The organism is Paenibacillus sp. FW507-14B1B (genome assembly GCF_058781425.1).
The window spans coordinates 1,555,787-1,582,103 of sequence record NZ_JBYSWS010000001.1 but is presented as its reverse complement, the minus strand read 5'-3'; the positions used below and the strand labels follow the sequence as shown (position 1 = coordinate 1,582,103).

The following is a 26,317-nucleotide window of genomic DNA, read 5'->3' as shown; positions in this document are numbered from 1 at the left end:
TGAACTTTCCTTAGATAAAATAGGTAAAAGATTGCAACATATCAATACTATCATCCGTCTGTATATATGCAGGGAGAGGGGGATCCACTGTGGTGGAGCAGGGACTCATCAGAGCGGCTCAATCGGGCGATCGCGACGCTCTAATCACCCTATTGCGAGAGATTGAACAGCAAGTGTACCGAACTGCTTATTATATTTTAAACAATGAACAGGATGCTCTGGATGCTTCACAGGAAGCATTGATTCGCATTTATACAAAGATTAATTCCTATGAAGAGAAGGCCCAATTTAAAACATGGGTGCAGCGAATCGTCACTAACATCTGTATCGATAAGTTTCGGAGGACGAAGCCTACCGTTTCTATTGATGAGCATGATCTTGTTTTTCAGGATCGGCAGAATGTAGAGAAAGAAGTGATGACGGGATATTTGGCTCAAGACATTCAAGAGGCGATCAATCAACTGCCGGATCATCACCGCACCGTTATTGTCTTAAGATATTTGCAGGATTTGTCTTACAACGAAATAGCTGATTGTTTGAACTTGCCGCTGAATACAGTGAAATCATATTTATTCAGGGCCAGACAGCAGCTTCAGAACATGCTCCATGAGCATCAGAAAGGTGGTGTATCAGGATGAATTGTCAAGAGGTGGTGGAATATATGCATCGGTATTTGGATCAGGACCTCGATCCGGAAGAGACTGCTGAGATGTACCGCCATATTGCTGTTTGTCCGGCCTGTGCAGAAAAATTCAACGTGCTGAAGTCCTTGTCGAGGGATCTAGAAGAGCTTCCCGCAGTCACACCGCCATTTAGTTTAGTTGATGCAATACTTCCTCAACTTGAAGCGATTGATCGTGCTCGAAGTGAACATAATGTTGAAGATATGAAAATTCAACCAGCAGTGATGGTGCCAGAGCTCAAACGTAACGGACGAAGATCCAATTGGTTTAGTACGATTGCAGGCAGAACCGTGGTTGGAACGGTAGCAGCCGCTATGATTCTTGGGGTTGCCATCTTTAAGTATGAACCAGAGATGCTCTCGGACGCAGAAGTGCCCTTTAAAGAAGCTAGTATGCCTGTAAGTAATGGTAGCAATGGAAGCCAGGAACTTCCGGACATGTCGGAGGAAATGAAGAAGAGTGCTGTTAGTGAGATCGATCCATTGGGAGATGATTCTCAGAAGCCGCTAATGGCTTCAGAAGAGCCAGTAGAACCGGATTCTGGTCAACCGAAATCGGATGGACAGAAGTCAGATGAGCCAGTTGCGGATGAACCAGCTTCATTGAAACAGGTTGCTCCCAATCCGGCAGCAATTCCTCCGAAAGATGAAGTCAGCGAAAAGTCTCGAATGAGTAAAGAACCTTCTACAACTTCTACGAATACGGGTTCAACGAAGAATAACAACAGTACAGGGAATTCTGTGCCTCCACAGAAAACACAGGATGATCTTGTACCGCCTTCACAAGAGGTACAAAAAGACTCTAAGAATGAAGCAGAAGCTCAGGACAACCAGAAGTCAGATGAGACGAACATTGAGAGTACAGACGATTCAGAGCTGGAAGCTGGCAAGATGGATTTGTATGGAATTTCAAGTATGAAACCGCGTCAGTGGGCTTCACCCGATGGACTCTACAGTGCATCGCTAACCATTAACAAATTGGTTCTTTATCGTCTCCCCGTAGCGGCAGATCAGTCGCCTGAAGCGTTGGTCTCTATCCCACTTGATGGTGAGTGGCAAGCTGGAGAATGGTCCGCTGATAGTAAGGTATTTACGTATACGGTTCTCGTGGATGAAACGGTGATAAAACATGAATTTCATGTCGATCAACCTATTGAACAAGGGAAGCCAGATGCGAATCAAAGTCATGGGACGGATCAGAAACCTGATGTGAACCCATAAGAATATGAAACGAAATGAAGGCGAGTCTGGATCATGGGATGGATGAGTTTTTGAACCAATGATGCACACATGCCTGGTAATATGAATAACCTACGATAGATAGAAATAAGCCGACTAGCCACCGTCGTATGACCGACGGCGGGATGATTCTAGAGCATTCCGTCCGGCGTTTATATAGATGAGTTGGGACAAAAAGACCTCGCTATTACATGTCGAGGTCTTTTTGCTATGGATTCGTCAGTACTCCCTCGCTCCGGAGCAACTTTTTTGGTATAGTGGTTTAGGTGTATGAAGGAGAAGGGGGGAACACAGAATGGATGCCAAAGCGGCGATCAAAGCAGTTAAGCAGGGGGAGGTATCCTCTGTATACCTGTTATACGGTAGTGAGAAGTATCAAATGAATGAATTCGCTGCATTGTTGGAATCGCAGCTGTTAACTAAAGAAGACAAGGATTTTGCGCTGATTCATATGGACTTGGGAGAGACTCCTATTCAAGCGGTTGTTGAGGAAGCCGAGACTGTGCCTTTTATGGTTCCAAGAAAGCTAATCTTTGTAAGAGATACATCTGTGTTCACTGCTGGTAAGGATAACAGCAAAATTGAACATAAAATAGAGGCTTTGCTTGATTACATGCAGAACCCAGCGGACTATAGCGTTATTGTGTTTATGGTACAGAATGAAAAGCTAGATGAGCGTAAAAAAGTAGTGAAGGCTGTTAAGAAGGTTGGAACGGTGCTCTCATTCATGCCATTAGGTGGTGAAGAACTACTGAAATGGGTGGAGAAGCAAGCTGCGAAACAGGACTGCTCCTTTGCTCCAGGCGTTGCAGATGCGCTTGTTCGCAATGCAGGTACTGCACTGCAGACATTAGCAGGGGAGATAGACAAGCTATGCCTTTACGCTGGATCTGGCGGTCGAGTGGATGAGGAAACGGTCAATCAGATGGTTGCACGGAATACGGAACAGAATGTATTTGCTCTTGTGGAGGATATAGCGAATCTTCGGATTGATAAGGCGCTAGCTATATTCTATGAATTATTGAAGCAGCGTGAAGAGCCGATTAAGATTGCTGCTTTGATTACAAGACAGTTTCGGATCATTCTACATGTAAAGACACTATCTAAGCAAAGTTATTCCCAACAGCAGATTGCTTCACAGCTTGGGCTCCATCCCTATGCAGTAAAAATTGCTGGGGAACAGGCTAGGAAATTTGAAGCCTCTCGCTTAGAGAATATTCTGAATCATCTTGGGGATTTGGATTACAAGATGAAGACAGGTGGCGTGGACAAAGTCCTTGGTCTGGAGCTGTTCTTGCTTCGACTAGGGGCTTAGTTTCCCCTTAACAAGTATACGAGAATGGACAATAATCAAAAAACCCTGATCAGCAGGAGCTGTTCAGGGTTTTCCATTTCTTATTCAGAAACGCATCTTAAGCTTGGGAAGTAAGAGCGTTCAGTCGTTTCGCCAGACGGGACTTTTTGCGGGCAGCCGCATTTTTATGGATCAGGCCCTTCGTAACGGCTTTGTCAAGCTTTTGCGAAGCGGCTTGGAAAGCTGCTTTAGCAGTTTCAACTTCCGTACCAGCCAGCGCTACGTCAGCGTTCTTAACTGCTGTACGAAGTGCGGATTTTTGGGAAATGTTGAGTGCATGGCGTTTGTCGTTCGTTTTGACGCGTTTAACCGCGGATTTAATGTTTGGCATTACTTTCACCTCCTGTAAGGCATTTCAATAGAGCGAAATGTTTCACAACTTAAAATAGTTTAGCATGGGGGTGTACAAAAAGCAATACCAAGTAGTAATGACTTTATAGACCTTTTTAGTTTGAAATAAAGACATCTGTATAATCTTTCTTCACTTCCAGCACACTACCATTATTATAATGCAGGAGAGTGAATGAGCATGGAATTAGATTTGCAGCGCTACTCGGTACGAACAGATCTTGCGATTGAATCGAGAGAGCTTGCTTCCGGTCCGGATACCAATGTGATTCCTGGGGTTTTGGAGGATATCAAACAGGAGGATGGAATTAAGATCACTCGGCTAGATGTTCAAAATGAGGCTGGTTCCCAGCGTATTGGAAGGGTTAAAGGAAATTATGTCACACTAGAGGTGCCTGATCTGCGAAAAGGAGATACAGGGCTTCAAGAGCAAGTCGCAACGGTTTTCGCTCGCGAATTCGAAGATTTTCTAAAGCGCATAGGAATTGGGAACAATGCAACCATTTTAATTGTTGGACTCGGGAACTGGAATGTAACGCCGGATTCACTCGGTCCACTCGTTGTTGAGAATGTCATGGTGACTCGGCATTATTTTGAGCTGATGCCTGACCAGGTTGCACCCGGATATCGTCAAGTTAGTGCTGTTGCACCAGGGGTGCTTGGGTTAACAGGTATTGAATCAAGTGAAATCGTGCATGGCATTGTTGAACGAACACGTCCGGATGCGATTATTGCTATTGATGCACTCGCTTCCAGATCTTTAGAACGGGTGAATACGACGATCCAAATCGCAGACATAGGAATTCATCCGGGATCCGGGATTGGGAATAAGCGTAAAGGTTTGACTAAAGAGATTCTAGGCGTGCCATGTATAGCCATCGGCGTTCCGACGGTGTGTTACGCATCAACCATTGTCAACAATGCGATTGAGCTAATGAAGACTCATTTTGGTCAAGGCTCGCCAGAGACGGGTCAAATTATGGGAATGCTCAATGACATCCCTGAAAATGAACGTCTTGCACTAGTGAAAGAGGTATTAGAGCCGCTGGGTCATGACCTGATTGTGACGCCAAAAGAAATTGACGAGTTTATCGAAGATATCGCAAATATTGTAGCCAGTGGTTTAAATGCTGCCCTGCATGAAGCTGTGGATCCTGGTAATGTCGGGGCTTATACCCACTAAATCTTATCCTACTAGATAGGTTGCCCTTGAAGTCCCTTAAAGGACGAAGGGGCAGCCTTTTTTCATACTCTATTATATTTTGAAAGGATTTTCTCTTTTATTTGTTCTATCGATTCTCCCTCGCTCATAGATTTGGAATATAAGAGATTACAAAGTTAACCTGACAGGTATTCTAGTAAATTTTGCAATTTCCGTAGATGAGGAGGACGTCGATATGAACAATCGTAAATTTCGAATTTGGAACATAGCTAGAATGAAGAGAAAAGTGATGGAAGGTTTAAGCATGGGTCGAACGCTGGTCCTGTTGATGCTAGGTTCTCTTCTATTCTTCTTATTATTAGGTCTTGGAGGCATGGCGGAGAAAGGACTGAATACTTCACCCGTATCCTCGATGAAAGGCTTAGCCGCATCGTTATCTAGTCGATTTTTTATCGATATGATTGGTATGGAAATGCCGCATATGGCTATGGAGAAGGAATCTTCTACATTATCAGCAGAAAAAATAACCCCTTTTGTGTTCGAACTATTAACGAGTGTGAACCCAAAAGATCCGAAAAGCTTACTTGCTGGAGAGGTGCCAGGCATGAAAACCAATCAGCCTGTACCACTTAGAAGTGGATCAGGGAACGAGGATGGAGAAGCTCCAGCGGACTATCGTCCAGATCCATCAACGCTAAGTGAAACGGAGGAAGATCACCCTGAAGTGAAGACAGAAGACCCTACGCCAGATGAATCCAATACCAGCCCAGCTGAACCTCCTTCAGGAACAGAGCCGGGAAATACTAATAAGGGCGGAACCTCGGAGGTAGCTTCAACGAAAAAGAATGTACTGATCTACCATTCGCACCCTCAGGAAGCGTTTAATCCGTTACTTGGGAAGCAGAGCAATAATCCAGGTTCTTCGTCACCGAATAAAAATATTATGCTAGTGGGCAGCATGATAGCCAAAAGACTCGAATCAAAAGGGATTGGAGTAGTTCACGATAAGAGTGACTATCAAAGCACCGTACCTGACTACAATTGGAATTATTCCTATAAGTATTCGCGTCAGGCTGTGAAGGCAGCTCTCGCAGAGAATGAAGATTTAACCTATCTCATTGATGTTCATCGAGATTCCCAGCGCCATAGTAAGACAACAACAACAGTGAACGGCGTTAACTATGCACAGGTGTATTTTATTGTAGGTCATGCCAATAAGAATTGGCGTCAGAATGAAGAGTTTGCAAGTAGGATAAATCAAATGCTGGAAAAATCATATCCAGGTGTATCCCGTGGAGTCTGGGGCAAGTCTGCAGATCAAGGAAATGGAGAGTATAACCAGTCGCTATCCCCGAACAGCATCTTGATCGAAATCGGCGGAATAGATAACACGAAGGAAGAATTGAAGCGAACTGGCGATTTACTAGCTGATATGATAGCTGAGGTATATTGGCAGGATATGGAAGTGAAAAAGGCAAGTGTAAAGAACAAGCAAGAAACGACGAAGACCGTTCAAAAGCAAGAAGCAACTTCTAAGAATAACAAAACTTCTTGATCAGCGAAGGTAATTAAAGGAGGAGAAAAGATGTCAAAGGCGGGAAAAAAGTTGGTTGCCATCGTTATATGGGCTGGAATCGGCGTCCTTGTAGGTATGCAGCTTGGTGGCACTGATGGTCCTTCGTTTCTGAAAGATTCAGGATACGGGCAGACTCAACAGGTCCCGCAGAGTCAGAACAACATCTACTCTCCTCCTGAGCAGACATTGCCAGCTAATCCTCCTGTAGCTGAGGTGAAAGAAGAGAAACCAAAATTTGAGCCTACACCTCGTGACATCTTGCTTCCTGGAGACTCGAAACCGCCTGCAGATGTGCTTGCAGACAAAACAGCAGGTCTCCTACAACAACTCTCTAATCAAAGCATCCGTTGGGTGGTCTCAGTGTTCGGCTCTATTACAGATTAAATTGTAATGTGTACTTGCCATTGCTGTGCACACAACCAACTGTTATAATAAATTGATTCAAACATCTGGTGGTTGTTGGGGGTAAGGCATGACTGACGTTCAAGTAAGACAACAAAAAATTCGTAATTTTTGTATCATTGCACATATAGACCATGGTAAATCGACATTGGCAGACCGTATTTTGGAGTTTACAGGTGCATTGACTTCCCGTGAAATGCAGCAGCAGGTCCTCGACTCAATGGATCTGGAGCGTGAGCGGGGAATCACCATCAAGCTGCAAGCCGTTCGTCTGAACTATACGGCAGATGATGGTCAAGATTATATATTGAATTTGATCGACACCCCGGGGCACGTCGACTTTACGTATGAGGTATCGAGAAGCTTGGCAGCATGTGAAGGCGCCTTGCTTGTTGTAGACGCTGCTCAAGGGATTGAAGCTCAGACGCTGGCTAACGTGTATCTGGCTCTTGATAATGATCTTGAGATTCTACCTGTTATCAACAAAATCGACTTGCCAAGCGCTGATCCTGAACGCGTTAAGCAAGAAGTTGAAGATGTCATTGGTCTAGACACAAGTGATGCCGTTCTGGCTTCTGCCAAAGCTGGCATTGGAATAAAAGAGATTTTGGAGCAGATTGTTAAGCAGGTTCCAGCACCAACAGGGATAGCCGATGAACCGCTTAAAGCGCTCATTTTCGATTCTCACTATGACCCTTATAAAGGGGTAATCGTCTATGTTCGTGTAATCAACGGCAGTATTAAAGCCGGTTCTAAGATTAAGATGATGGCTACAGGTAAAACCTTTGAAGTCATCGAAGTTGGTGCATTTAAACCGCGGATGACGATTGTGGACGAGCTGCTCGTGGGTGATGTTGGCTTTATCGTGGCTGGTATTAAGCACGTAGGAGATACACAGGTCGGTGACACGGTTACTGATGCTAAACGCCCTACGGCTGAAGCACTTCCGGGTTACCGGAAGATCAATCCGATGGTGTTCTGTGGACTATATCCGATTGAAACATCGGATTACAACGATTTGCGTGAGGCACTTGAGAAATTACAACTTAACGATGCTTCACTCAGCTTTGAGCCGGAGACATCAAGCGCCCTCGGCTTTGGGTTCCGTTGTGGCTTCTTAGGCTTGCTTCACATGGACGTTATCCAGGAGCGGATTGAACGCGAATTTAACATTCCGCTGATTACAACAGCACCAAGCGTTATTTATCGTATCGCGCTTACGAACGGGGAAATGATTCAGATCGATAACCCTTCCCACTACCCTGAAGTCGGAAAGGTTGACTATGTCGAAGAGCCTTATGTTAAAGCGGCTATTATCGTTCCGAACGATTATGTCGGATCGATTATGGAACTGTGCCAGAATAAACGTGGCGAATTCATTAACATGGAGTATCTTGATACGACACGGGTAACGATTACGTATGAAATTCCGCTGTCAGAAATCGTGTACGATTTCTTTGATCAGTTGAAGTCCAGCACGAAAGGATATGCTTCATTTGATTATGAGCTATCTGGCTACCGGACTTCGAATCTGGTTAAAATGGACATCTTGCTTAACGGAGAACAAGTGGATGCCTTGTCCTTTATCGTCCACCGTGACCGCGCATTCCATCGTGGGCGTGCAATCTGCGAGAAACTTCGCGAGTTGATACCGCGTCAGATGTTCGAGGTGCCGATTCAGGCATCTGTTGGAACAAAAATCGTAGCACGTGAAACGGTAAAAGCTATGCGAAAGAACGTTCTTGCTAAGTGTTACGGCGGTGACATCTCGCGTAAACGGAAGCTGCTCGAGAAGCAGAAGGAAGGTAAGAAACGGATGAAGCAGGTCGGAAGCGTCGAAGTACCGCAGGAAGCATTTATGGCGGTTCTGAGAATTGACGATTAAGCAAGCATATTTACGACATAATTACGAAAGGAAAGCCGCTCTTGGCTTTCCTTTTCTTTCATGATGAAGATGTTAGTACGATATAGTTGTACACAATTCAAAAAGATAGAGGCTTAAAAGCAAGGTTAAGCAAGGGAGGTTTTTTATGACAACGCCAATGACAAACGGAGATAGCAAACGCACGGAAGCAGTATACATCCATATCCCGTTTTGCACGAATAAATGTTTTTATTGTGATTTTAACTCGTATGTACTAAAAGACCAGCCAGTTATGGATTATTTGCAGGCGCTCGAACGCGAAATGGAACTCACCGTCAAAGCATCTCCTCCAGGAGTAATTAAAAGTATCTTTGTAGGGGGCGGTACACCTACGGTATTGAACCCGAAGGAAATGGAATATTTCCTGAAGACTGTGAGAGACCATTTCCCAGAATGGGATGAGCATATTGAGTTTTCGATGGAGGCAAATCCTGGTACGACTGATTTAGAGAAACTGTCTGTTATGCGTGAGGGTGGCGTGAACCGTGTAAGCTTTGGTGTGCAAGCATTCCAGAACGATCTGCTTACAGGGATTGGTCGTATTCATAATACAGATGACGTGTACCGCAGTCTGGAAAATGCTAAGAAAGCCGGATTTGACAATATGTCTATTGATCTGATGTTTGGTCTGCCGAATCAGACGATTGAAATGTTGTCGGAAAGTGTGACTAAGGCGCTGGAACTTGGATTACCCCATTACTCTATATATAGCTTGAAGGTTGAAGAGAACACCTTGTTCCATACCCTTTATCAGAAGAATCAACTTCCGCTTCCGGATGAGGAAGATGAGCTAAATATGTATCTTTTGCTGATGAACCGAATGAAAGAGGCTGGTTATAAGCAGTATGAGATTAGTAATTTCGCTAAACCTGGATTTGAGAGCAAGCATAATATGACCTATTGGCTTAACGAGGACTACTACGGTCTTGGAGCAGGAGCCCATGGTTATGTTGGCCGACAGCGTCATATGAACATAAAAGGTGTTAATCCCTATGTGGAAGCCGTCAAGAAAGGTCTTCCACGATTGGATAGCTTCCACATATCTCAAGAGGATGCTATGGAGGATTTCCTGATGGTAGGCCTGCGCGTACTAGACGGAATTTCCCGGAGTCATTTTGAACAGCAGTTTAACACTTCTCTTGATGTTGTCTTTGCTCGTCCACTCAATAAGATGGTTAATGCAGGATTGCTGGATGCGACAGATGATGGTTATAAGCTGAGTGATAAGGGGATATTGTTCGGTAATGAAGTCTTTGCTGAATTTATAGGCAGTTTATCAGGTAAATAATCTATTGAACTTCTATACGCTCTGTTGTATATTTATTCATATTATGACGGAGCGTATAAAGGGGAGACGGAGAAATGCCGGCCGTATGCAGAAAAGCTAAAGTGGATGATGTAGAGCCACTGTATCAGATGATTCAGGGATATGCCGAAAAAGGTATTATGCTTCCACGGTCGAGGAAAGTCCTAGAGCAGCAGATTGAAGAATTTGTTGTGGCCGAATGGGACGGTGCGGTTATTGGCTGTGGATCTTTATGTCAGCTCGGAAGCGATCTTGTAGAGATTCGGTCGCTAGGCATTTCTGAGGGCTATAAGGGAAAAGGAATAGGCTCCATGCTGGTGGATTCACTGATGGCTGAGGCTAAGAGACGTGAAATCCCAAAGGTGATGGCTTTAACATACGAGGTATCTTTTTTTATTAAAAATGGTTTTACAGTTGTTGAAAAAGAAATTTTTCCTGAAAAAGTATGGACCGACTGTATTCATTGCAAGAAGCAGCATGCATGTGATGAAATCGCGGTTCTTAAAATGCTTAATTGATATTAGAAAAAAGGCTGTACCAAATGTGAATTTGGGCAGCCTTTTTCTCATGCCTAACTATTAATAATCTGACCAGGATTCTAGAACACCATCATAGAAGTGTAGGTACGTATCCCCGTATATCCATTGGTCCATATCAGAATAGTAGCTTGTATATGAATTGCTGTCATCCGGATATCCCCAGGAAAGATATACTTGCTCCCATGTCATTCCTATGAAAATCTCTTGTTTAATAATCGATTCCCATACTTTTGAAGACCAATTCGGAAAAGCTTTTTTGGGGTCCTTGATGTAAAATCCAGACTCTAGTTGCTTTGTTAAACTACCGTTAATTGGGAATTTTAATGTAACCATTTTTCCGCTAGCTCTTTTTGCTGTAACAACGATATTCTGATCTTTAATTTTAACTGAAGTGAAATACACCCTTTCTAAATGATAAAGTGGATTCGAAGAAGGTAACTGATTTTTATTGGCCCAGTAGGATTGCCCACTTAATTTTGTTGTAACATAAAGATAATGAGAGAATAAACAAAATGTATCAGGCGTGGATTCCAGAATGGATTCGTTTAAAACTTTCCCATTATTAAGTGTGATCTGCACTTCTGTCATACTGTAACCTAAAGATGTTATTTCAGTGATCCAGCCGGTCTGGTTTCCTTTATACACGAACACTTTTTCTCCTAAATAGGCTTGCATATTAGACGGAGTGTTGTTTAATTTTTGAATGAGGGAGTCAGTTTTTGCTTTTCCATCTGCATGACTCCATAAGAAAATCGCATTGGCCTTAGGATGATATTTCCCTGATATTCCTGAGATGCTGAGGAACTTTTTGTAAGTTATATAGGTAGTTCCGTCATAAAGCAAGGAATTCGATTTGTTAATTTCGTGTGTTCCAGTTGGAGATTTAACGGATATGATTTTGCCGTAGTCGACATGCACATTTTTTATCTTTGATAACAGTTTTGCCGGTAAGTAAGTTTCGCTGTTGGCTTTTTTTTCGAATATGTAGGACTTCTGTTTAGAAATCATTAATTTACCGTCCAAGAAGATGGCGATTTCCTTAGAAACTTTGACACTATTTGTGGCATTTGTAGCTGCGCTTACTGTCGATGAAGAAAGTAAGGTAACACATAATAAAATGAAGCAACATACGGATGAGAGGAATACCTTGAATGTTCTAGTCATAAATACCCGCCTTATATAGTTAATTTTACCCATGGAGAATACTAACATAAATTGTGATATTGTGGTTGTTAATTTTCGTTTCTTACTTCTATATAATTCAAATCAGTTAAACAGTAGCTAAGATTAGAGGAATTGTATCTATACAGCATGAAGCTGTTCATAAGATGCCGAACCGACTTGACAATACTCCGGTCGGTTTGGTATTTTTGATATATCGGTTAGCACTCGATCGTGATGAGTGCTAATGATTTGGAAAAACCTGCAGTCAGCAAGGAGGGAACGACATGTTAACAGATCGCCAACGCATGATTTTGAGTGCGATCGTCGATGACTATATTCGGTCGGCAGAGCCGGTTGGATCCAGAAGCATTTCTAAACGTGGAGATGTGGGCTATAGCCCTGCGACGATTCGTAATGAGATGGCTGATTTGGAGGATCTGGGTTTTCTGGAGCAACCTCACACTTCAGCTGGACGTATTCCTTCACATAAAGGATATCGTTATTATGTAGATCACCTTACGTCGTCGTTTTCATTGAATCCTTCCGAACTGCAGATGATGAAAGCATTTTTTGCTGAGAAGTTGAATGCTATGGAGCAAATGATTCAGCATGCTGCTGGCATTTTGTCACAGATGACGAATTATACTTCCATCCTACTTGGGCCGGAAGTTTTTCATACATCTCTGCGCCACTTCCAGTTACTTCCTTTAGGGGATAACAAAGCGGTAGCTATTATTGTAACGAGCACAGGGCAAGTTGAGAACAAGACCGTTACGATCCCGCCAGGTGTTTCTGTATCGGAAATGGAGCAAGTGGTTAACCTTCTAAACAGTAAACTGGCAAATGTGCCATTGTATAAACTGAAGACAAGGCTGTACTCAGAACTGGGTCAGGAAATGCAGCGGCATATTGATCATTACGAGGAATTAATGAGTGTACTTGATGTAGCACTCGATAGTAATGATCAAGAGCAAAAAGTGTATTTAAGTGGAACAACCAACATGCTGAATCAACCGGAATTTAAAGATGTAGATAAGGTAAGGAACATTTTTGAATTGCTGGAGCAGACGCCTATTCTTATGAAGATGATGACTCCGACACCTGGTGAAACTGGGATTCAAGTTCGCATCGGTACGGAGAATGATCATGCAGCTATAGCAAATTGCAGTCTGATTACAGCAACGTATTCTGCCAACGGTAAGGCACTTGGTACCATAGGAATACTGGGACCAACTCGAATGGAATACGCCCGCGTCATTGGAATATTGAATATTCTGTCGCATGATCTAACAAAATTGCTAACGCACTGGTATAAATAAGGGAGTGAGCGTGATGAGCCAAGGACCACAGCAGCATGGAGATGGTGATGAGCGCCATTCTACGCTCATTAATAATAGTAATGCGGTTCGGGCTGTCACATCCGCTGTAGAGGGAACGCTAGGTCCCAAAGGTCTAGACGTGATGCTTGTAGGGCCCCGTGGTGAGGTTGTTATTACGAACGATGGGGTAACTATACTAGATAAGATGGATGTGACTCATCCCGCTGCCCGACTACTTATTCAAGTAGCCAGAGCTCAGCAAGAGAAGATTGGAGACGGAACAACCACAGCAACAGTACTCGCAGGTGCTTTGGTACAAGAAGGTGTTGCGCAGATTGTGCGTGGTGTTCCTGCTTCCAAAGTAGTCGAAGGCATGAAGCAGGGTATTGATATGGCGCTTCGTTTTCTATCAGATCGGGTGCGCGTAATTGAAGGCTTGGACGATCCTTTACTTGAAAGGACCGCTTTTGTAGCCGGACGTGAACGACGGGACATGGTGGATCTGGTCATGGAGGCTGCTTCAAAGGCGGGGTTAGATCGATTAAGAGACCCGTCCTTCTCTCTTGCTGATAGTATCATTGCGCTAGAGAAGGCTGAGAACGAGGTGTTCGAAGGCATACTGCTTCGGCAGAAACCGCTGTTCGCTCGTGAACAGAAGCAGTATGACGATGCTAAAGTCCTTGTTCTTCTGGATTCACTTGAACCTGATGATCTTGACGAAGAGGTGCTAACAACCGAAGCTGGGTTTGCAAGATATATGGATCTACGTAAGGTATTCGCTTCAGACTTGGAACGTTTATCAGATATGTCGGTAAAAGTAATCCTCTTGGAAAAAGGAATTCATCCGGACGCTGAGCAGTTTTGTCTCGATCACGGTATCATGGTTGTGCCGCGAATATCACGGGCCGATTTACGCCGGGTCTGCGACATGACGGGGGCTATACCAGTGCGTCGCAGTGCGCTACATAAAGACCCTGAACAATTAGTGTCTATTCTTGGCTATACTCCGTTAGCTGCTTACGATGAAGCCTTAGAGCGAGTTCGACTCCAAGGTAGTCATTCTGATTCCGGTGATCGTGTGGTTACCATCATCGTTGGTGCCAGCACGTCAGAGGTTGTCGGGGAGGCAGCGCGTATCGCTTGTGATGCAGCATCTGCACTACAAGCCGCTGTTGTTGGCGGTGTGCTCCCAGGTGGGGGGACAAGTGAACTAGCCGTTTCCTATGAACTGGAACGTCACAGGGAAGTTCAGAAGGGCATGGAGGCTTTTGGTATTGAGGCTGTTTCTACTGCGCTTCGACGCCCCATGTCTCAGATTTTACTGAATGCCGGCTATAATCCATTGGAGAAGATGGAGGAAGTACGAGCGGCTCAAATCCGCCTGGGAACCGACTCCATGGGAATTGATTGTGACACCGGTGCCGTTATCAGCTATGAAGACAGAGGCATCGTGGATCCAGCGCCTGTTAAGCTTCATGGATTGCGTGCAGCAGGAGAGGTTGCAGCTGCTGTGCTTCGTATTCATCATGTGATTAAAATGCGTGATACGAGCGGTCCTGAAGATTAATACCAATATTAAATAAGAGGCATAACTATAAGGAGGTGGAAGGCATCTTGAATAAAGACCAGAATAATACGGTTCAAGATACAGTAAATGAGGATACTATGGAGCATGCCGTACCAGAAACCGGTGAACAACCAGAGGTACAGGAGGAAGAGCTTCATACTTCCAATGAAGTGACGGAAGAAGATGTCCATCATGTTGAGCTTGAAAAGTTGAAAAATGAAGTAGTGGAACAGCAACAACGCGCACTGCGCGCTCAGGCTGATTTTGATAACTTCCGCAGACGTACACTTAAAGAGAAGGAAGAACTAGCAAAATATGCTTCTTCCAAGTTGATTACGGAGCTATTGCCTGTTGTAGATAACTTTGAACGTGCATTAGCAGCTACCGAAGATACTCCGGAATTCGAATCCTTCTCCAAAGGAGTAAGCATGATTTTCCGTCAACTAGAAACGGTACTTGGAGCAGAAGGCCTGACCGCAATGAATAGCGTGGGTCAACCATTCAACCCTGAGTTCCATCAAGCTATTATGCAGGTGGAAAGCGATGAGTATGAAGAAGGCATCGTAGTGGAAGAAGTTCAAAAAGGCTATATGCTAAAAGATAAGGTGCTTCGACCGGCAATGGTTAAGGTAAGCATGTAATAGGCCATCGTCGACTTTTAATAAATTATAACTTTAAAAAACGAGCCACACACCTCTGTTGGATGTGTGAAATATGAAGGAGGATATTTTCTCATGAGTAAAGTAATTGGTATTGACCTCGGTACAACAAACTCTTGCGTAGCAGTAATGGAAGGCGGCGAAGCCGTTGTAATTCCTAACCCAGAAGGTGCACGCACAACTCCATCCGTAGTAGGTTTTAAGAAAGACGGAGAGCGTGTTGTCGGTGATACTGCGAAACGCCAAGCGATCACGAACCCTGACCGTACGATTAGCTCGATTAAACGTCACATGGGTACAAGCCATAAAGAAAGCATCGATGGCAAAGATTACACACCGCAAGAGATTTCTGCAATTGTTCTGCAAAAGTTAAAATCCGATGCTGAAGCATATTTGGGTCAACCTGTAACCCAAGCGGTTATTACGGTTCCTGCATACTTTAATGACAGTCAGCGTCAAGCTACAAAAGATGCTGGTAAAATTGCTGGTCTTGAAGTGCTTCGTATTGTCAATGAGCCGACAGCTGCGGCACTTGCTTACGGTATGGAGAAATCCGAAGATCAAACGATCCTCGTATATGACCTTGGTGGCGGTACGTTCGACGTTTCCATCTTGGAACTAGGCGATGGTTTCTTTGAAGTTAAAGCTACAAGTGGTGATAACAGCCTCGGTGGTGACGACTTTGACCAAGTGATCATCGATTACCTGGTTGCTGAATTCAAAAAAGAACAGGGCATTGACCTAAGCAAAGATAAAGCAGCTGTTCAGCGTTTGAAAGATGCTGCAGAGAAAGCGAAGAAAGAGCTTTCCGGTATTTTGACAACAACAATCTCCTTGCCGTTCATCACCGTAGCTGATGGCGTACCTCAGCACTTGGAAGTGAACTTGACTCGTGCGAAGTTCGAAGAATTGTCTGCTTCCCTCGTAGAGCGTACACTTGGACCTACTCGTCAAGCTTTGAGCGATGCAGGAATGACTGCTGCTGATATTGACAAGATCGTTCTTGTAGGTGGTTCAACTCGTATCCCTGCAGTACAAGAAGCTATTAAGAAGCTGACAGGTAAAGAGCCTCATAAAGGCGTTAACCCGGATGAAGTTGTTGCACTGGGCGCAGCAGTTCAAGCTGGTGTACTGACTGGAGATGTTAAAGACGTAGTTCTTCTTGACGTTACTCCACTTTCACTAGGTATCGAAACAGCTGGTGGTGTATTCACTAAAATGATCGAGCGGAACACAACGATTCCTACAAGCAAATCTCAAGTGTTCTCAACATATGCAGATAACCAGCCGAGCGTTGAAATTCACGTTCTACAAGGTGAGCGTCAAATGGCTGCTGGTAACAAAACTCTGGGTCGCTTTATGCTTGGAGACATTCCTCCGGCTCCACGTGGCGTACCACAAATCGAAGTTTCTTTTGACATCGATGCGAACGGTATCGTAAACGTATCGGCTACAGATAAAGGTACAGGTAAGAGCCAAAAAATTACGATTACTTCTTCAAGCGGTTTGAGCGATGCAGAAGTAGAACAAATGATGAAAGACGCTGAGCTTCATGCTGATGAAGACCGTAAGCGTAAAGAGCTTGTTGAAGCACGCAACAATGCAGATCAGCTTGTATACACAACTGAAAAAACGCTGAAAGACCTTGGCGATAAAGTGGATGCTTCCGAAATCGACAAAGCGAACGAAGCGAAAGAGAACGTGAAAAAAGCTCTTGAATCCGACAATATTGAGGAGATCAATGCAGCGACTGAAGCACTGACTGAAATTGTTCAACAGTTGTCCGTAAAACTGTATGAGCAAGCAGCTCAAGCTGAGCAAGCTGGCGGAGCTGGTGAGGCTTCTCAAGAAGGCGCTCCTAAGAAAGATAACGTCGTTGATGCAGAGTACGAGGTTGTTGACGAGGATAAGAACAAAGGTTAATCTGAATAGACTTGCGTCAAGGGAAAGTCAAAGCGCGAATCCCGCACTTTGACTTTCCTTTTGTCCGAGGTGAGTAATAAGTGAATTGGGGGTGAAACCGTGGCTGAAAAGCGTGATTATTATGAGGTGCTCGGCGTTAGCAAGGACGCGTCGGACGACGAAATCAAAAAAGCGTATCGAAAAATGGCGCGTCAATACCATCCTGACGTAAACAAAGCGGAAGATGCTGAGTCCAAGTTTAAGGAAGTAAAAGAAGCATACGACGTACTCAGCGATAGCCAGAATCGTGCGCGTTATGACCAATACGGACACATAGATCCGAACCAAGGTATGGGCGGTGGTTTCTCCGGCGACTTTGGCGGCGGTTTTGGAGATATTTTCGATATGTTCTTTGGCGGCGGTAATGGACGTCGTGACCCGAATGCACCACAACGGGGGAACGATCTGCAATATACGATGACCGTTGAGTTTAAAGAAGCTGTGTTCGGTAAAGAAACAGATATTACAATTCCGAGAACGGAAACATGTGATACTTGTGATGGTTCCGGAGCGAAACCAGGAACGAAACCGCAAACTTGCGGTGTCTGCCATGGTAGCGGTCAACAAGAGGTTGTGCAGAACACACCATTCGGGCGAATGGTTAACCGACGTGCGTGTTCAAACTGTAATGGTTCCGGTAAAATCATTAAAGAACGTTGTACGACTTGTCAGGGCAACGGCAAGGTTAAGAAACAACGTAAAATTCACGTGCGGATCCCAGCAGGTGTCGATGATGGCGCTCAACTGCGCATGACAGGCGAAGGAGAAGGCGGACTACGTGGAGGTCCAGCGGGTGATCTTTATATCGTTATCCGTGTGAAACCTCACGATTTCTTCGAACGTGAAGGCGACGATATTTACTGTGAAGTACCACTTACTTTTGCACAAGCAGCACTTGGTGATGAGATCGAAATCCCAACGCTGACTGAAAAAGTGAAGCTGAAAATCCCTTCTGGAACGCAGACAGGTACGTTCTTCCGTCTTAAAGGCAAAGGTGTTCCACGCCTTCGCGGTCTTGGACAGGGTGATCAGCATGTCAAGGTGGTTGTTATTACACCAAGTAAGCTTAGCGATGAGCAGAAAGATTTACTCCGTCAGTTCGCTTCCTTAGACGGTGAACAGACACATGAGCAGGAACAGTCTTTTTTTGACCGTGTGAAACGAGCTTTCCGCGGGGACTAATGGGCTATCGTCCACTAAATTTTAATGCGTGATGAAGAGTTTTTAATACAGCCGCTAAAAGGAATTCCTTTTAGCGGCTTTTTGCTGTTGTAGGCATAGGTACGCTCCCTTGACGGAAATATTCACTAATAGGAATCGAAGGATGAATTCGATTCCTATTTTTACATTCACAGCAAAAATATCGAGGGATAAATCCCATTGCAATGAAGCATTCTAGGAAGGGTTCGTTTAACGATTAACTATTCAGAAAATAAAGCGCAGGTGATCATGTTGACAGAAAAAAACATCTTGGCTTACTTCAAAAGTCCAGAAGAGGCGCAGGGAGTAGCTCGTAAACTTGAGGCATTAAAGGTTGTGGATATGTCGATTGATCGCTTCAGTGCCTATCCAGGCGGAGAGATGAACAACATCATGAATCCATTAACAGGCAATATTGTTAGCTTAACATCCATGACACTAAACTCAGCTCTCTCGAATACCTCTGCTGGGATATTAGGAGCAGCAGACCCCTCTGCAAGTGGGATGAGTGCAGCAGATGATGGGCTTCACGGACGTGATATTCTCTTAACCGTTGTTTTGGATGAAAGTGTATTTGAGCGAGCAATGAGCATTATTGAAGAAGCCGGTGGATTTATATAACCTGTGTAGACAAAAGGAGAATGAGATCAATGCGAAGAGTGAAAAAAGGTAAAATAGCAGACAAAACGGAGAAGATCCTTGCGCTACAGTCTGCTAAAGCGGAGGATGTGGAATTTTCAGCTCTAGAAGCAGACACGGATGATGTACAGGCTATGCGTCGGAGTGAGGCGGCTGATGAGCGGCAGCTTAAAGAAATGTTTGATAATCATGAACATGAGAATTAAGATGTACCTGGCCTATTAGCATTTCTTCTCACAGGGTCCCTTTAACGAGTTTTGTTCGTTAAAGGGACCCTATTTCATGTAAATTCACTGGTTGTTGTGACTTTGAACCATAAATAACGTTTAAATTTTGTAACAAGGGTACTCCATATAGTACAATATGACTTATGTAAAAACGAGGAGGATCACCTACAAATGTTATGGCATGAATTAACGATACATACCACAGAGGAATCTGTGGAGATGATTTCTAACTTCTTGCACGAAGCTGGAGCTGGAGGAGTCTCGATTGAAGAGTCCGGCACATTGAATAAGAAGCGAGAGACGCCGCACGGAGAATGGTTCGGAGACGTTCCTTTCAACGATATTCCGGAGGGACAAGCGGTTATTAAAGGTTACTTTTCTGAAGATGTGAATCTTGAAGACATTAAAAATGAAATATCTCCAAGAGTTGAGGAATTATCCTTGTTCGGCATTGATACAGGCGATGTCCGTTATGAACTCAATACAGTGGATGAGGAATCATGGGCAACTGCATGGAAGCAGTATTTTAAACCGATTCGAGTATCGAATAGGCTTACAATTAAGCCAACTTGGGAAGAGTATATTCCAGAATCAGATGATGAGCGGATTATTGAATTAGATCCGGGAATGGCCTTCGGAACAGGGGCACATCCAACAACTTCGCTATGTCTTCGTGCACTGGACAGTGTGATCCAAGGTGGCGAGGAAGTTATTGATGTGGGTACAGGTTCCGGTATTCTGTCTATTGGAGCAGTTCATCTTGGGGTTTCACGGGTACTTGCCTTGGATCTGGATCCCGTTGCGGTTCAAAGTGCAATAGAGAACACACGGCAAAACGGCATGGAGGATCGAATTGTTGTTAAAGAGAGTGATTTACTTACAGTAATTACAAATGGAAGCTCTGAGGATCTTGGTGTTAAGCTGCCTGTCCAAGTTGTTGTTGCTAATATTTTAGCAGAAGTTATTTTGCTGTTTGTAGATGATGTTTATGCGGCCCTTCAGCCTGGTGGTACTTATATTGCATCAGGTATTTATAAGAACAAAATCGATGTTGTTGAGCAAGCGCTGATTTCTTCCGGGTTTGAAATCGCGGATATACACCGTGAAGATGACTGGGTAGCGTTTGTCGCAAGGAAGAGGTAATAATGGAATTTTTGGATCAGTTACTTTTTTATCCGCTAGAGCTGCTTCCATTTTACTTGATCACCTTGATTATTGCGTTTACCCTTCATGAGTTTGCTCACGCTTATTTTGCGAACAAGTTCGGAGATCCGACGGCAAAGCTTCTTGGAAGGGTTACGCTAAATCCTGCAGTTCACTTTGATTTTCTAGGGATAATCTTATTGCTCTTTGCAGGTTTCGGTTGGGCACGTCCCGTACCGGTCAATCGTGAGAATTTCAGTAATCCGCGCAAGATGGGCATTATCGTGTCCATTGCTGGACCACTGAGTAACTTATTATTAGGTATTGTAGGTTGCTTAATATATGCAGGGATGTACCAATTTGGAATTATTGAAGGAATTGATAACGCGAAAGTAGTTCAAGCCATTCATTTCTTTTTTGACACCTTTATCGTGCTGAACTTCTTCTTATTCATGTTCAACCTAGTTCCGTTACCTCCGCTGGATGGTTACCGAATTCTTGAGGATCTGGTACCGCGCCACGTACGTGCTAAGTTGCAGCAGTTCGAACAGTGGTCCATTCTGGTCTTTTTGTTAATTATTCTTATTCCAGGCTTCCAAAACTACACGATCAGACCACTTTATGATAAAGCATATGAATTATCCGTTTTCTTTTTAAACATCTTCAAGACCTTGTTCGGAGGTTAATTCATGGCTTGTTGCCACGGATTTTCACTGGTCAGGTTGATTGAAAAGTTGTATGATGGGGTTTGGCGATTTTGAGATAGGTGAGGATAAAGTATGCAGCGATATTTCGTTTCACCCGAGCAGTTTAAGGGAGACCGCGTGGAAATTACCGGAGAAGATGCCAGACACATTACCAAAGTGATGCGTGGCAAGCCGGGGGATACCTTCATTGTAAGTGATGGTATATCCAGAGAAGCGTTGGTAGAGATAGAAAGCTTAGAGCAGACAAGCGTTATAACGGTTGTAACAGAGCCTCTGGAGATGACCCATGAGCCGCGTCTGAAGGTGACGATTGCACAGAGCCTTCCGAAGGGCGACAAGATGGAGACCGTGATCCAGAAGTGTACCGAAATTGGTGCTGTGACATTTGTACCGTTTATATCGGAGCGCACTATAGTCCAATATGACGCCAAGAAGGAAAGCAAACGGCTGGAAAGATGGCGTAAAATCGCCAAGGAGGCTGCTGAGCAGGCTCATCGGAATATCATCCCGGAAGTTGAACAGCCGCTGACTTGGAAGAAGCTGTTGGATACGTTCGCTAGTTATGACACCGTTTGTTTCTGTTATGAAAAAGAGCACGGCTCCCAGCTAAGGGATGTGCTGAAACCTTTTACGGCACAGTCAATGCAGGAACCGGGATCAACCGCTAAGCTGCTGCTACTCGTGGGTCCTGAAGGTGGATTCACTGAAGAAGAGTGCAGAGCAGCTGAAGAGGCTGGTGCTATTTCTGTTGGACTTGGTCGTAGAATTTTACGCTGTGAGACTGCAGGAATGACTGCACTGGCATGCGCACTATATGAATCTGGAGAAATGGGGGGAGTTTGAATATGCCATCAGTAGCGTTTTATACGTTAGGTTGCAAAGTCAATTTTTACGATACCGAAGCCATCTGGCAGCTTTTCAAGAATGAAGGCTACGAACAGGTGGATTTCGAACAAACCGCAGATGTTTATCTGATTAATACCTGTCATGTAACGAACACGGGGGATAAGAAGAGCCGGCAGATGATTCGCCGTGCTGTACGTCGTAATCCTGATGCTATCGTTGCGGTGACGGGCTGTTATGCTCAAACATCACCTGCGGAGATTTTAGATATTCCTGGTGTGGATCTTGTCATTGGTAACCAGGACCGCGATAAGATTATGACCTTTGTTCACGAAATTGAGCAATCAAGACAGCCAATAAATGCAGTACGTAACATTATGAAGACTCGTGCTTTTGAGGAAATGGACGTGCCTGATTTTGCAGAGCGTACGCGTGCTTTCCTGAAAATTCAAGATGGGTGCAATAACTTCTGCACGTTCTGTATCATTCCATGGTCCCGCGGATTGTCTCGTAGCCGTGATCCGAAGAGCATTATTCAGCAAGCGAAGCAGCTCGTTAATGCTGGCTATAAAGAAATCGTATTAACGGGTATTCATACAGGTGGATACGGTGATGATCTTGAGAACTATCGTTTGTCTGACCTCTTATGGGATTTAGATAAGGTGGAAGGACTCGAACGAATTCGTATCAGTTCGATTGAAGCAAGCCAGATTGACGATAAGATGCTAGAAGTTCTCAATAAATCGTCCAAAATGTGCCGTCATCTGCACATTCCGCTGCAAGCGGGTGATGATACGGTATTAAAGCGGATGAGACGTAAATATACAACCGAAGAGTTTCTCCACAAGATGAAGCTGATTCGTCAAGCTATGCCGGATCTGGCCATCACAACGGACGTAATTGTTGGCTTCCCTGGCGAAACTGATGAAATGTTCCAGAATGGCTATGAACTGATGAAGGAAATTGGTTTCTCTGAAATGCATGTGTTCCCTTATTCCAAACGAACCGGTACGCCGGCTGCACGGATGGAAGATCAGGTGGATGAAGAAGTGAAGAATGAACGTGTTCACCAACTTATCGACTTGTCAGAACAGCTTCAGCTTGCTTACGCAGAACAATTCGTAGGTCAAGTGGTAGATGTGATTCCTGAACGGGAATACAAGGGATCTCCAAGTGGCGGGAAAATGCAAGGGTACAGTGGAAACTACTTACAGCTTGTATTTGATGGTGGTCCTGAGCTTGAAGGTCAATTATGCCGCGTGAAGGTAACCAAAGCCGGAGTGAATGAATGTGAAGGCGAATTGGTTAGTGTCATGGAGAACGGATTAACGGCTGCTGCCCAATAAGCTAACAGATTACCGCTGCCAGAATTGACAAGGATTTCATTTCCATTACCGGAGGTGAAATCCTTGTTGCACATGAAGGAGGATGCAAAAATGAATCGAAAAGAAATATCCGCGGGCGGAGTTGTTTATCGTCAAAAGGACGGAGTGCTTCAAATTCAATTGATTCAAGATCGTTATGGGAAAACTTCACTTGCTAAAGGTAAGATGGAGGCTGGTGAAACGATTGAGCAGACAGCACTTCGAGAAATTTGGGAAGAGACGGGAATTGTGGGTAAGATTATTTCCCCAGTAGATATTATCGCTTATAAATACAATCATCCCGAATATGGAGTGGTTGACAAAGAAGTACATTATTATTTAGTGGAAGCTGAAGAAGGCACCTTGAAGGCACAGGTTGAAGAGATTAACGATGTTGAATGGTATGAGCCTCATACAGCTTGGCAAAAACAACGTCAGTCCGGGTACGACAACAACGATATCATTCTACGTAAAGCACTTGAGCTTTTGAATATTAATATCTAACTTAAGTTTTCGATGCTTTATGCCAGAAAGGAAGATAACACAAAGGTAGTGCAAGCAAGGAACAGATGATGTTGAAGATGGTCTGTGAATGGGCAATTTGGCTTCCTGGATCTGTTGCAATGAGGCCAGAGACGGTCGCTAGGACAGAAATAAACGGGGCGAAAAGAAGTGCACCGCCGATGTTTAGCCCTAAATGAGCCCAGGCTACAAACCGTCCTGCTTGCGTACTGCCTATGGCGGCTATAAGGGCGGTCGCACATGTGCCGACATTTGAGCCGATCACAATGGCTACACCTAGTGTAGGAGGCAACACACCGCTAGCGGCAAGCCCCATAGTCATCGCGATCACAGCGATACTGCTATGCATCAGAGCAGAGAGTACCGTTCCAGCTATAATCCCCCAAACTATGCTCTGCGAGGCATGCTGGATAAACCATTGGAACATGCCGAGTTGTTGCAGTGGAGCACCGATGGATTGCATGATGCGAATACCAAGCAAGATAAGAGAGAATCCAGCAAGGGCTAGGCATATGAATTGGGTCCGTTCTAGTTTAACCCGTAGTTTAATTAGCCCGGATGGAAGTCTGTCATTAAGGATGACTACCCCAGTCCAGACCATAAGCGAAAGAATTAGCAGTGGCATGGCTACTTGTCCGATCTGTAGACTGATCAGCTCGGTTGTCAGGGTTGTACCGATATTGGTGCCTAAAATGATACCTAATGTTCCTGCGTAGTTCAGGAGACCAGCATTGGCGAAACCGATCGTTAGCACCGTGACAGCCGTGCTACTCTGTAATAGAGCAGTGAGACCTGTGCTTGTGATCATTCCTTTTAGAGGGGTGGACGTTGCTCTGTGCAGCCATTGCTGCAGTTGCTGGCCAGCAAAGCGTTGAAGAGATACCTCCATAATCTTCATACCCAGCAAGAACACGACGAGGCCATAAGTGACCGGAAACCAGAGTGAAGAAAGCATGAGATTCTCCTTTAATAATTGTTAGTTTATTCATATGACCCCAATGGGACGCGCATACCAATGATTGTCCATAGGGAGAGAAATCAGGGAGTGAAGTTAAGAATGGCATCGGTCATTTTAGATCGCAATCGCAAGAAAAGATTAGAACAGAGTCATCCATGGGTTTTTAAGAGTGAAATCGCATCCGTTGAAGGGAATCCACAACCTGGTGAATTGGTTCAAGTGATGAATCATCAGGGACGTTTTCTGGCAACGGGTTACTATAATCCGAAATCCCAAATTACAGTAAGAATTGTCTCGTACCAACCTCTTGAGAAGTTGGATCGGGAATTTTTTGTGGCTAGATTCAAGGAATGTTTATCTCACCGCGAGCGCTTTATTAGTGAAGAGAATGCATATCGTCTTGTATATGGAGAGGCAGACTTTCTTCCAGGTCTGATTGTAGATCGGTTTGCTGATGTGCTTGTAGTTCAGATTCTGACACTTGGTATGGACTGTTGCCGAGATTACATTGTAGAAGCTCTCGTAGAAGTAATGAGTCCTGTAGGGATTTATGAGCGCAGCGATGTATCCGTGAGGGAACTGGAAGGTCTCGAACAACGCAAGGGAACATTGTACGGGGAGTGTCCAAGGCACGTTACTGTGACAGAGAATGGATTAAAGATCAAAGTTGATATTGAAGAAGGTCAGAAAACGGGTTATTTCTTTGACCAGCGTGAGAACAGAGCCTCTATTGAGCCGCTTATGAAGGGCTGGGGAGGCCGAAGTGGAATTGTGAAGCAGGAGGTTGAAATCAGCGGAGAAGTTCGTACGGTTCCTGTTAACAAGAGTGGAAAAGAAGTTACGTTTCCTTACTGGGATGGAGCAACGGTTCTTGAATGCTTTTCACACACAGGAAGCTTTACACTTCATGCATGTAAGTACGGTGCTAAAAAAGTGACTTGCTTGGATATATCAGCGCATGCGATCGAAAGTGCAAGAGAAAATGTGGAGCTGAACGGATTTCAGGATCGTGTCGAATTCGTTGTGGATGACGCTTTTCAATATCTTCGGACACAGGTGAAAGGTGTAGAAGAGCGGGAGGAACGCGCAAAAGGGGACCATAAGGTGGATACCTCCAAGCCGTTAACAGCTGGAGGCGGGCGCACATGGGACGTCGTTATTCTAGATCCTCCTGCTTTTGCCAAGAGTAAAGGTGCGGTCAAGGGAGCTTGCCGCGGTTATAAAGACATCAATCTTCATGGTATGAAGTTAGTTAATGAAGGTGGTTATCTTGTCACTGCGAGCTGTTCATATCACATGCGTCCTGATCTATTCCTGGAGACGATTAAAGAAGCGGCGCAGGATGCCGGTAAAGTGTTACGTCTAATCGAATGGCGTGCAGCTGGCAAGGATCACCCTCAGATCTTGGGTGTAGATGAAGGTCATTATTTGAAGTTTGCAGTATTCGAGGTTCGTAGCAAAAAGACAATATAGAGTAACAGTTGCAATAAAGATTGAAAAGACTGCTTGAT

25 protein-coding genes are annotated in these 26,317 nt (G+C 44.4%); 22 read left to right on the top strand and 3 right to left on the bottom strand.

Features of this window, described 5'->3' with window-relative positions; genetic code table 11:
- Window positions 1-89 precede the first annotated feature (89 nt).
- The 3 genes from AC3WJJ_RS07590 (at window position 90) to holA (ending at window position 3,236) form a co-directional block, all read left to right on the top strand.
- Window positions 90-638, top strand: a complete 549-nt coding sequence (locus tag AC3WJJ_RS07590) for an RNA polymerase sigma factor (protein WP_422660295.1) — start codon at window positions 90-92, stop codon at window positions 636-638.
- Window positions 635-1,903, top strand: coding sequence for an anti-sigma factor family protein (locus AC3WJJ_RS07585; protein WP_492539312.1), 1,269 nt, complete (start codon window positions 635-637; stop codon window positions 1,901-1,903). The genes AC3WJJ_RS07590 and AC3WJJ_RS07585 overlap by 4 nt, the downstream gene beginning before the upstream one ends.
- Before the next feature lie 313 nt (window positions 1,904-2,216).
- Window positions 2,217-3,236 carry a DNA polymerase III subunit delta gene (holA, locus tag AC3WJJ_RS07580; RefSeq protein ID WP_492539310.1) on the top strand — a complete coding sequence of 340 codons (1,020 nt, stop codon included), beginning with the start codon at window positions 2,217-2,219 and terminating at the stop codon, window positions 3,234-3,236.
- A gap of 97 nt (window positions 3,237-3,333) precedes the next feature.
- Here the strand turns inward: holA and rpsT are convergent, their stop codons facing one another.
- Window positions 3,334-3,606 carry a 30S ribosomal protein S20 gene (gene rpsT / locus AC3WJJ_RS07575; RefSeq protein WP_379249805.1) on the bottom strand — a complete coding sequence of 91 codons (273 nt, stop codon included), beginning with the start codon at window positions 3,604-3,606 and terminating at the stop codon, window positions 3,334-3,336.
- A gap of 198 nt (window positions 3,607-3,804) precedes the next feature.
- Here rpsT and gpr point away from each other — a divergent pair, with 198 nt between their 5' ends.
- The 6 genes from gpr to AC3WJJ_RS07545 all read left to right on the top strand — a co-directional run bounded on the left by gpr (window position 3,805) and on the right by AC3WJJ_RS07545 (window position 10,511).
- Entirely contained in the window at window positions 3,805-4,806 is a 1,002-nt protein-coding gene (gene gpr, locus AC3WJJ_RS07570; RefSeq protein ID WP_422660298.1) for a GPR endopeptidase, read from the top strand.
- A gap of 214 nt (window positions 4,807-5,020) precedes the next feature.
- Window positions 5,021-6,340, top strand: coding sequence for a stage II sporulation protein P (locus AC3WJJ_RS07565; RefSeq protein ID WP_492539308.1), 1,320 nt, complete (start codon window positions 5,021-5,023; stop codon window positions 6,338-6,340).
- 30 nt (window positions 6,341-6,370) lie between these two features.
- Window positions 6,371-6,745 (top strand): hypothetical protein, encoded by a 375-nt coding sequence (locus AC3WJJ_RS07560; protein ID WP_492539306.1) that lies wholly within the window; start codon window positions 6,371-6,373, stop codon window positions 6,743-6,745.
- Window positions 6,746-6,833: 88 nt separating this feature from the next.
- Window positions 6,834-8,648, top strand: a complete 1,815-nt coding sequence (lepA, locus tag AC3WJJ_RS07555) for a translation elongation factor 4 (protein ID WP_492539305.1) — start codon at window positions 6,834-6,836, stop codon at window positions 8,646-8,648.
- Window positions 8,649-8,793: 145 nt separating this feature from the next.
- Complete coding sequence (gene hemW, locus AC3WJJ_RS07550; RefSeq protein WP_492539303.1) at window positions 8,794-9,975, top strand: radical SAM family heme chaperone HemW; 1,182 nt, start codon at window positions 8,794-8,796, stop codon at window positions 9,973-9,975.
- Window positions 9,976-10,049: 74 nt separating this feature from the next.
- Entirely contained in the window at window positions 10,050-10,511 is a 462-nt protein-coding gene (locus AC3WJJ_RS07545; RefSeq protein WP_492539302.1) for an N-acetyltransferase, read from the top strand.
- Between the two features lie 60 nt (window positions 10,512-10,571).
- Here AC3WJJ_RS07545 and AC3WJJ_RS07540 read toward each other — a convergent pair whose 3' ends face one another.
- Entirely contained in the window at window positions 10,572-11,555 is a 984-nt protein-coding gene (locus AC3WJJ_RS07540) for a hypothetical protein (protein ID WP_492539300.1), read from the bottom strand.
- Between the two features lie 425 nt (window positions 11,556-11,980).
- Between AC3WJJ_RS07540 and hrcA the strand changes: the two genes are divergently transcribed.
- From hrcA to AC3WJJ_RS07480, 12 genes are all read left to right on the top strand, one after another.
- Window positions 11,981-13,015: a heat-inducible transcriptional repressor HrcA gene (hrcA, locus tag AC3WJJ_RS07535; protein ID WP_422660305.1), complete on the top strand. Its 1,035-nt coding sequence runs from the start codon at window positions 11,981-11,983 to the stop codon at window positions 13,013-13,015.
- A gap of 13 nt (window positions 13,016-13,028) precedes the next feature.
- Complete coding sequence (locus tag AC3WJJ_RS07530; protein WP_492539298.1) at window positions 13,029-14,582, top strand: TCP-1/cpn60 chaperonin family protein; 1,554 nt, start codon at window positions 13,029-13,031, stop codon at window positions 14,580-14,582.
- A 47-nt stretch (window positions 14,583-14,629) separates the two neighbouring features.
- Window positions 14,630-15,223, top strand: a complete 594-nt coding sequence (gene grpE, locus AC3WJJ_RS07525; protein WP_492539296.1) for a nucleotide exchange factor GrpE — start codon at window positions 14,630-14,632, stop codon at window positions 15,221-15,223.
- A 93-nt stretch (window positions 15,224-15,316) separates the two neighbouring features.
- Window positions 15,317-17,164 (top strand): molecular chaperone DnaK, encoded by a 1,848-nt coding sequence (dnaK, locus tag AC3WJJ_RS07520; RefSeq protein WP_492539294.1) that lies wholly within the window; start codon window positions 15,317-15,319, stop codon window positions 17,162-17,164.
- Between the two features lie 99 nt (window positions 17,165-17,263).
- A complete protein-coding gene (gene dnaJ / locus AC3WJJ_RS07515) occupies window positions 17,264-18,385 on the top strand; it encodes a molecular chaperone DnaJ (RefSeq protein WP_492539293.1) in 1,122 nt (373 codons plus the stop codon).
- Between the two features lie 270 nt (window positions 18,386-18,655).
- Window positions 18,656-19,024 (top strand): hypothetical protein, encoded by a 369-nt coding sequence (locus tag AC3WJJ_RS07510; protein WP_492539632.1) that lies wholly within the window; start codon window positions 18,656-18,658, stop codon window positions 19,022-19,024.
- A gap of 29 nt (window positions 19,025-19,053) precedes the next feature.
- Window positions 19,054-19,248 carry a YfhD family protein gene (locus AC3WJJ_RS07505; protein ID WP_492539291.1) on the top strand — a complete coding sequence of 65 codons (195 nt, stop codon included), beginning with the start codon at window positions 19,054-19,056 and terminating at the stop codon, window positions 19,246-19,248.
- 192 nt (window positions 19,249-19,440) lie between these two features.
- Window positions 19,441-20,412 (top strand): 50S ribosomal protein L11 methyltransferase, encoded by a 972-nt coding sequence (prmA, locus tag AC3WJJ_RS07500; protein WP_492539290.1) that lies wholly within the window; start codon window positions 19,441-19,443, stop codon window positions 20,410-20,412.
- A gap of 2 nt (window positions 20,413-20,414) precedes the next feature.
- Entirely contained in the window at window positions 20,415-21,098 is a 684-nt protein-coding gene (locus AC3WJJ_RS07495) for a site-2 protease family protein (protein WP_492539288.1), read from the top strand.
- A 93-nt stretch (window positions 21,099-21,191) separates the two neighbouring features.
- Window positions 21,192-21,962 carry a 16S rRNA (uracil(1498)-N(3))-methyltransferase gene (locus AC3WJJ_RS07490; protein WP_492539286.1) on the top strand — a complete coding sequence of 257 codons (771 nt, stop codon included), beginning with the start codon at window positions 21,192-21,194 and terminating at the stop codon, window positions 21,960-21,962.
- A 2-nt stretch (window positions 21,963-21,964) separates the two neighbouring features.
- A complete protein-coding gene (gene mtaB / locus AC3WJJ_RS07485) occupies window positions 21,965-23,308 on the top strand; it encodes a tRNA (N(6)-L-threonylcarbamoyladenosine(37)-C(2))-methylthiotransferase MtaB (RefSeq protein ID WP_492539285.1) in 1,344 nt (447 codons plus the stop codon).
- A 90-nt stretch (window positions 23,309-23,398) separates the two neighbouring features.
- A complete protein-coding gene (locus AC3WJJ_RS07480) occupies window positions 23,399-23,830 on the top strand; it encodes an NUDIX hydrolase (RefSeq protein ID WP_492539283.1) in 432 nt (143 codons plus the stop codon).
- 1 nt (window position 23,831) lies between these two features.
- Here the strand turns inward: AC3WJJ_RS07480 and AC3WJJ_RS07475 are convergent, their stop codons facing one another.
- Window positions 23,832-24,803 (bottom strand): Na/Pi cotransporter family protein, encoded by a 972-nt coding sequence (locus AC3WJJ_RS07475; RefSeq protein WP_492539281.1) that lies wholly within the window; start codon window positions 24,801-24,803, stop codon window positions 23,832-23,834.
- Between the two features lie 102 nt (window positions 24,804-24,905).
- Here AC3WJJ_RS07475 and AC3WJJ_RS07470 point away from each other — a divergent pair, with 102 nt between their 5' ends.
- Window positions 24,906-26,279, top strand: a complete 1,374-nt coding sequence (locus tag AC3WJJ_RS07470) for a class I SAM-dependent rRNA methyltransferase (RefSeq protein ID WP_492539279.1) — start codon at window positions 24,906-24,908, stop codon at window positions 26,277-26,279.
- The last annotated feature ends 38 nt before the right edge of the window (window positions 26,280-26,317 follow it).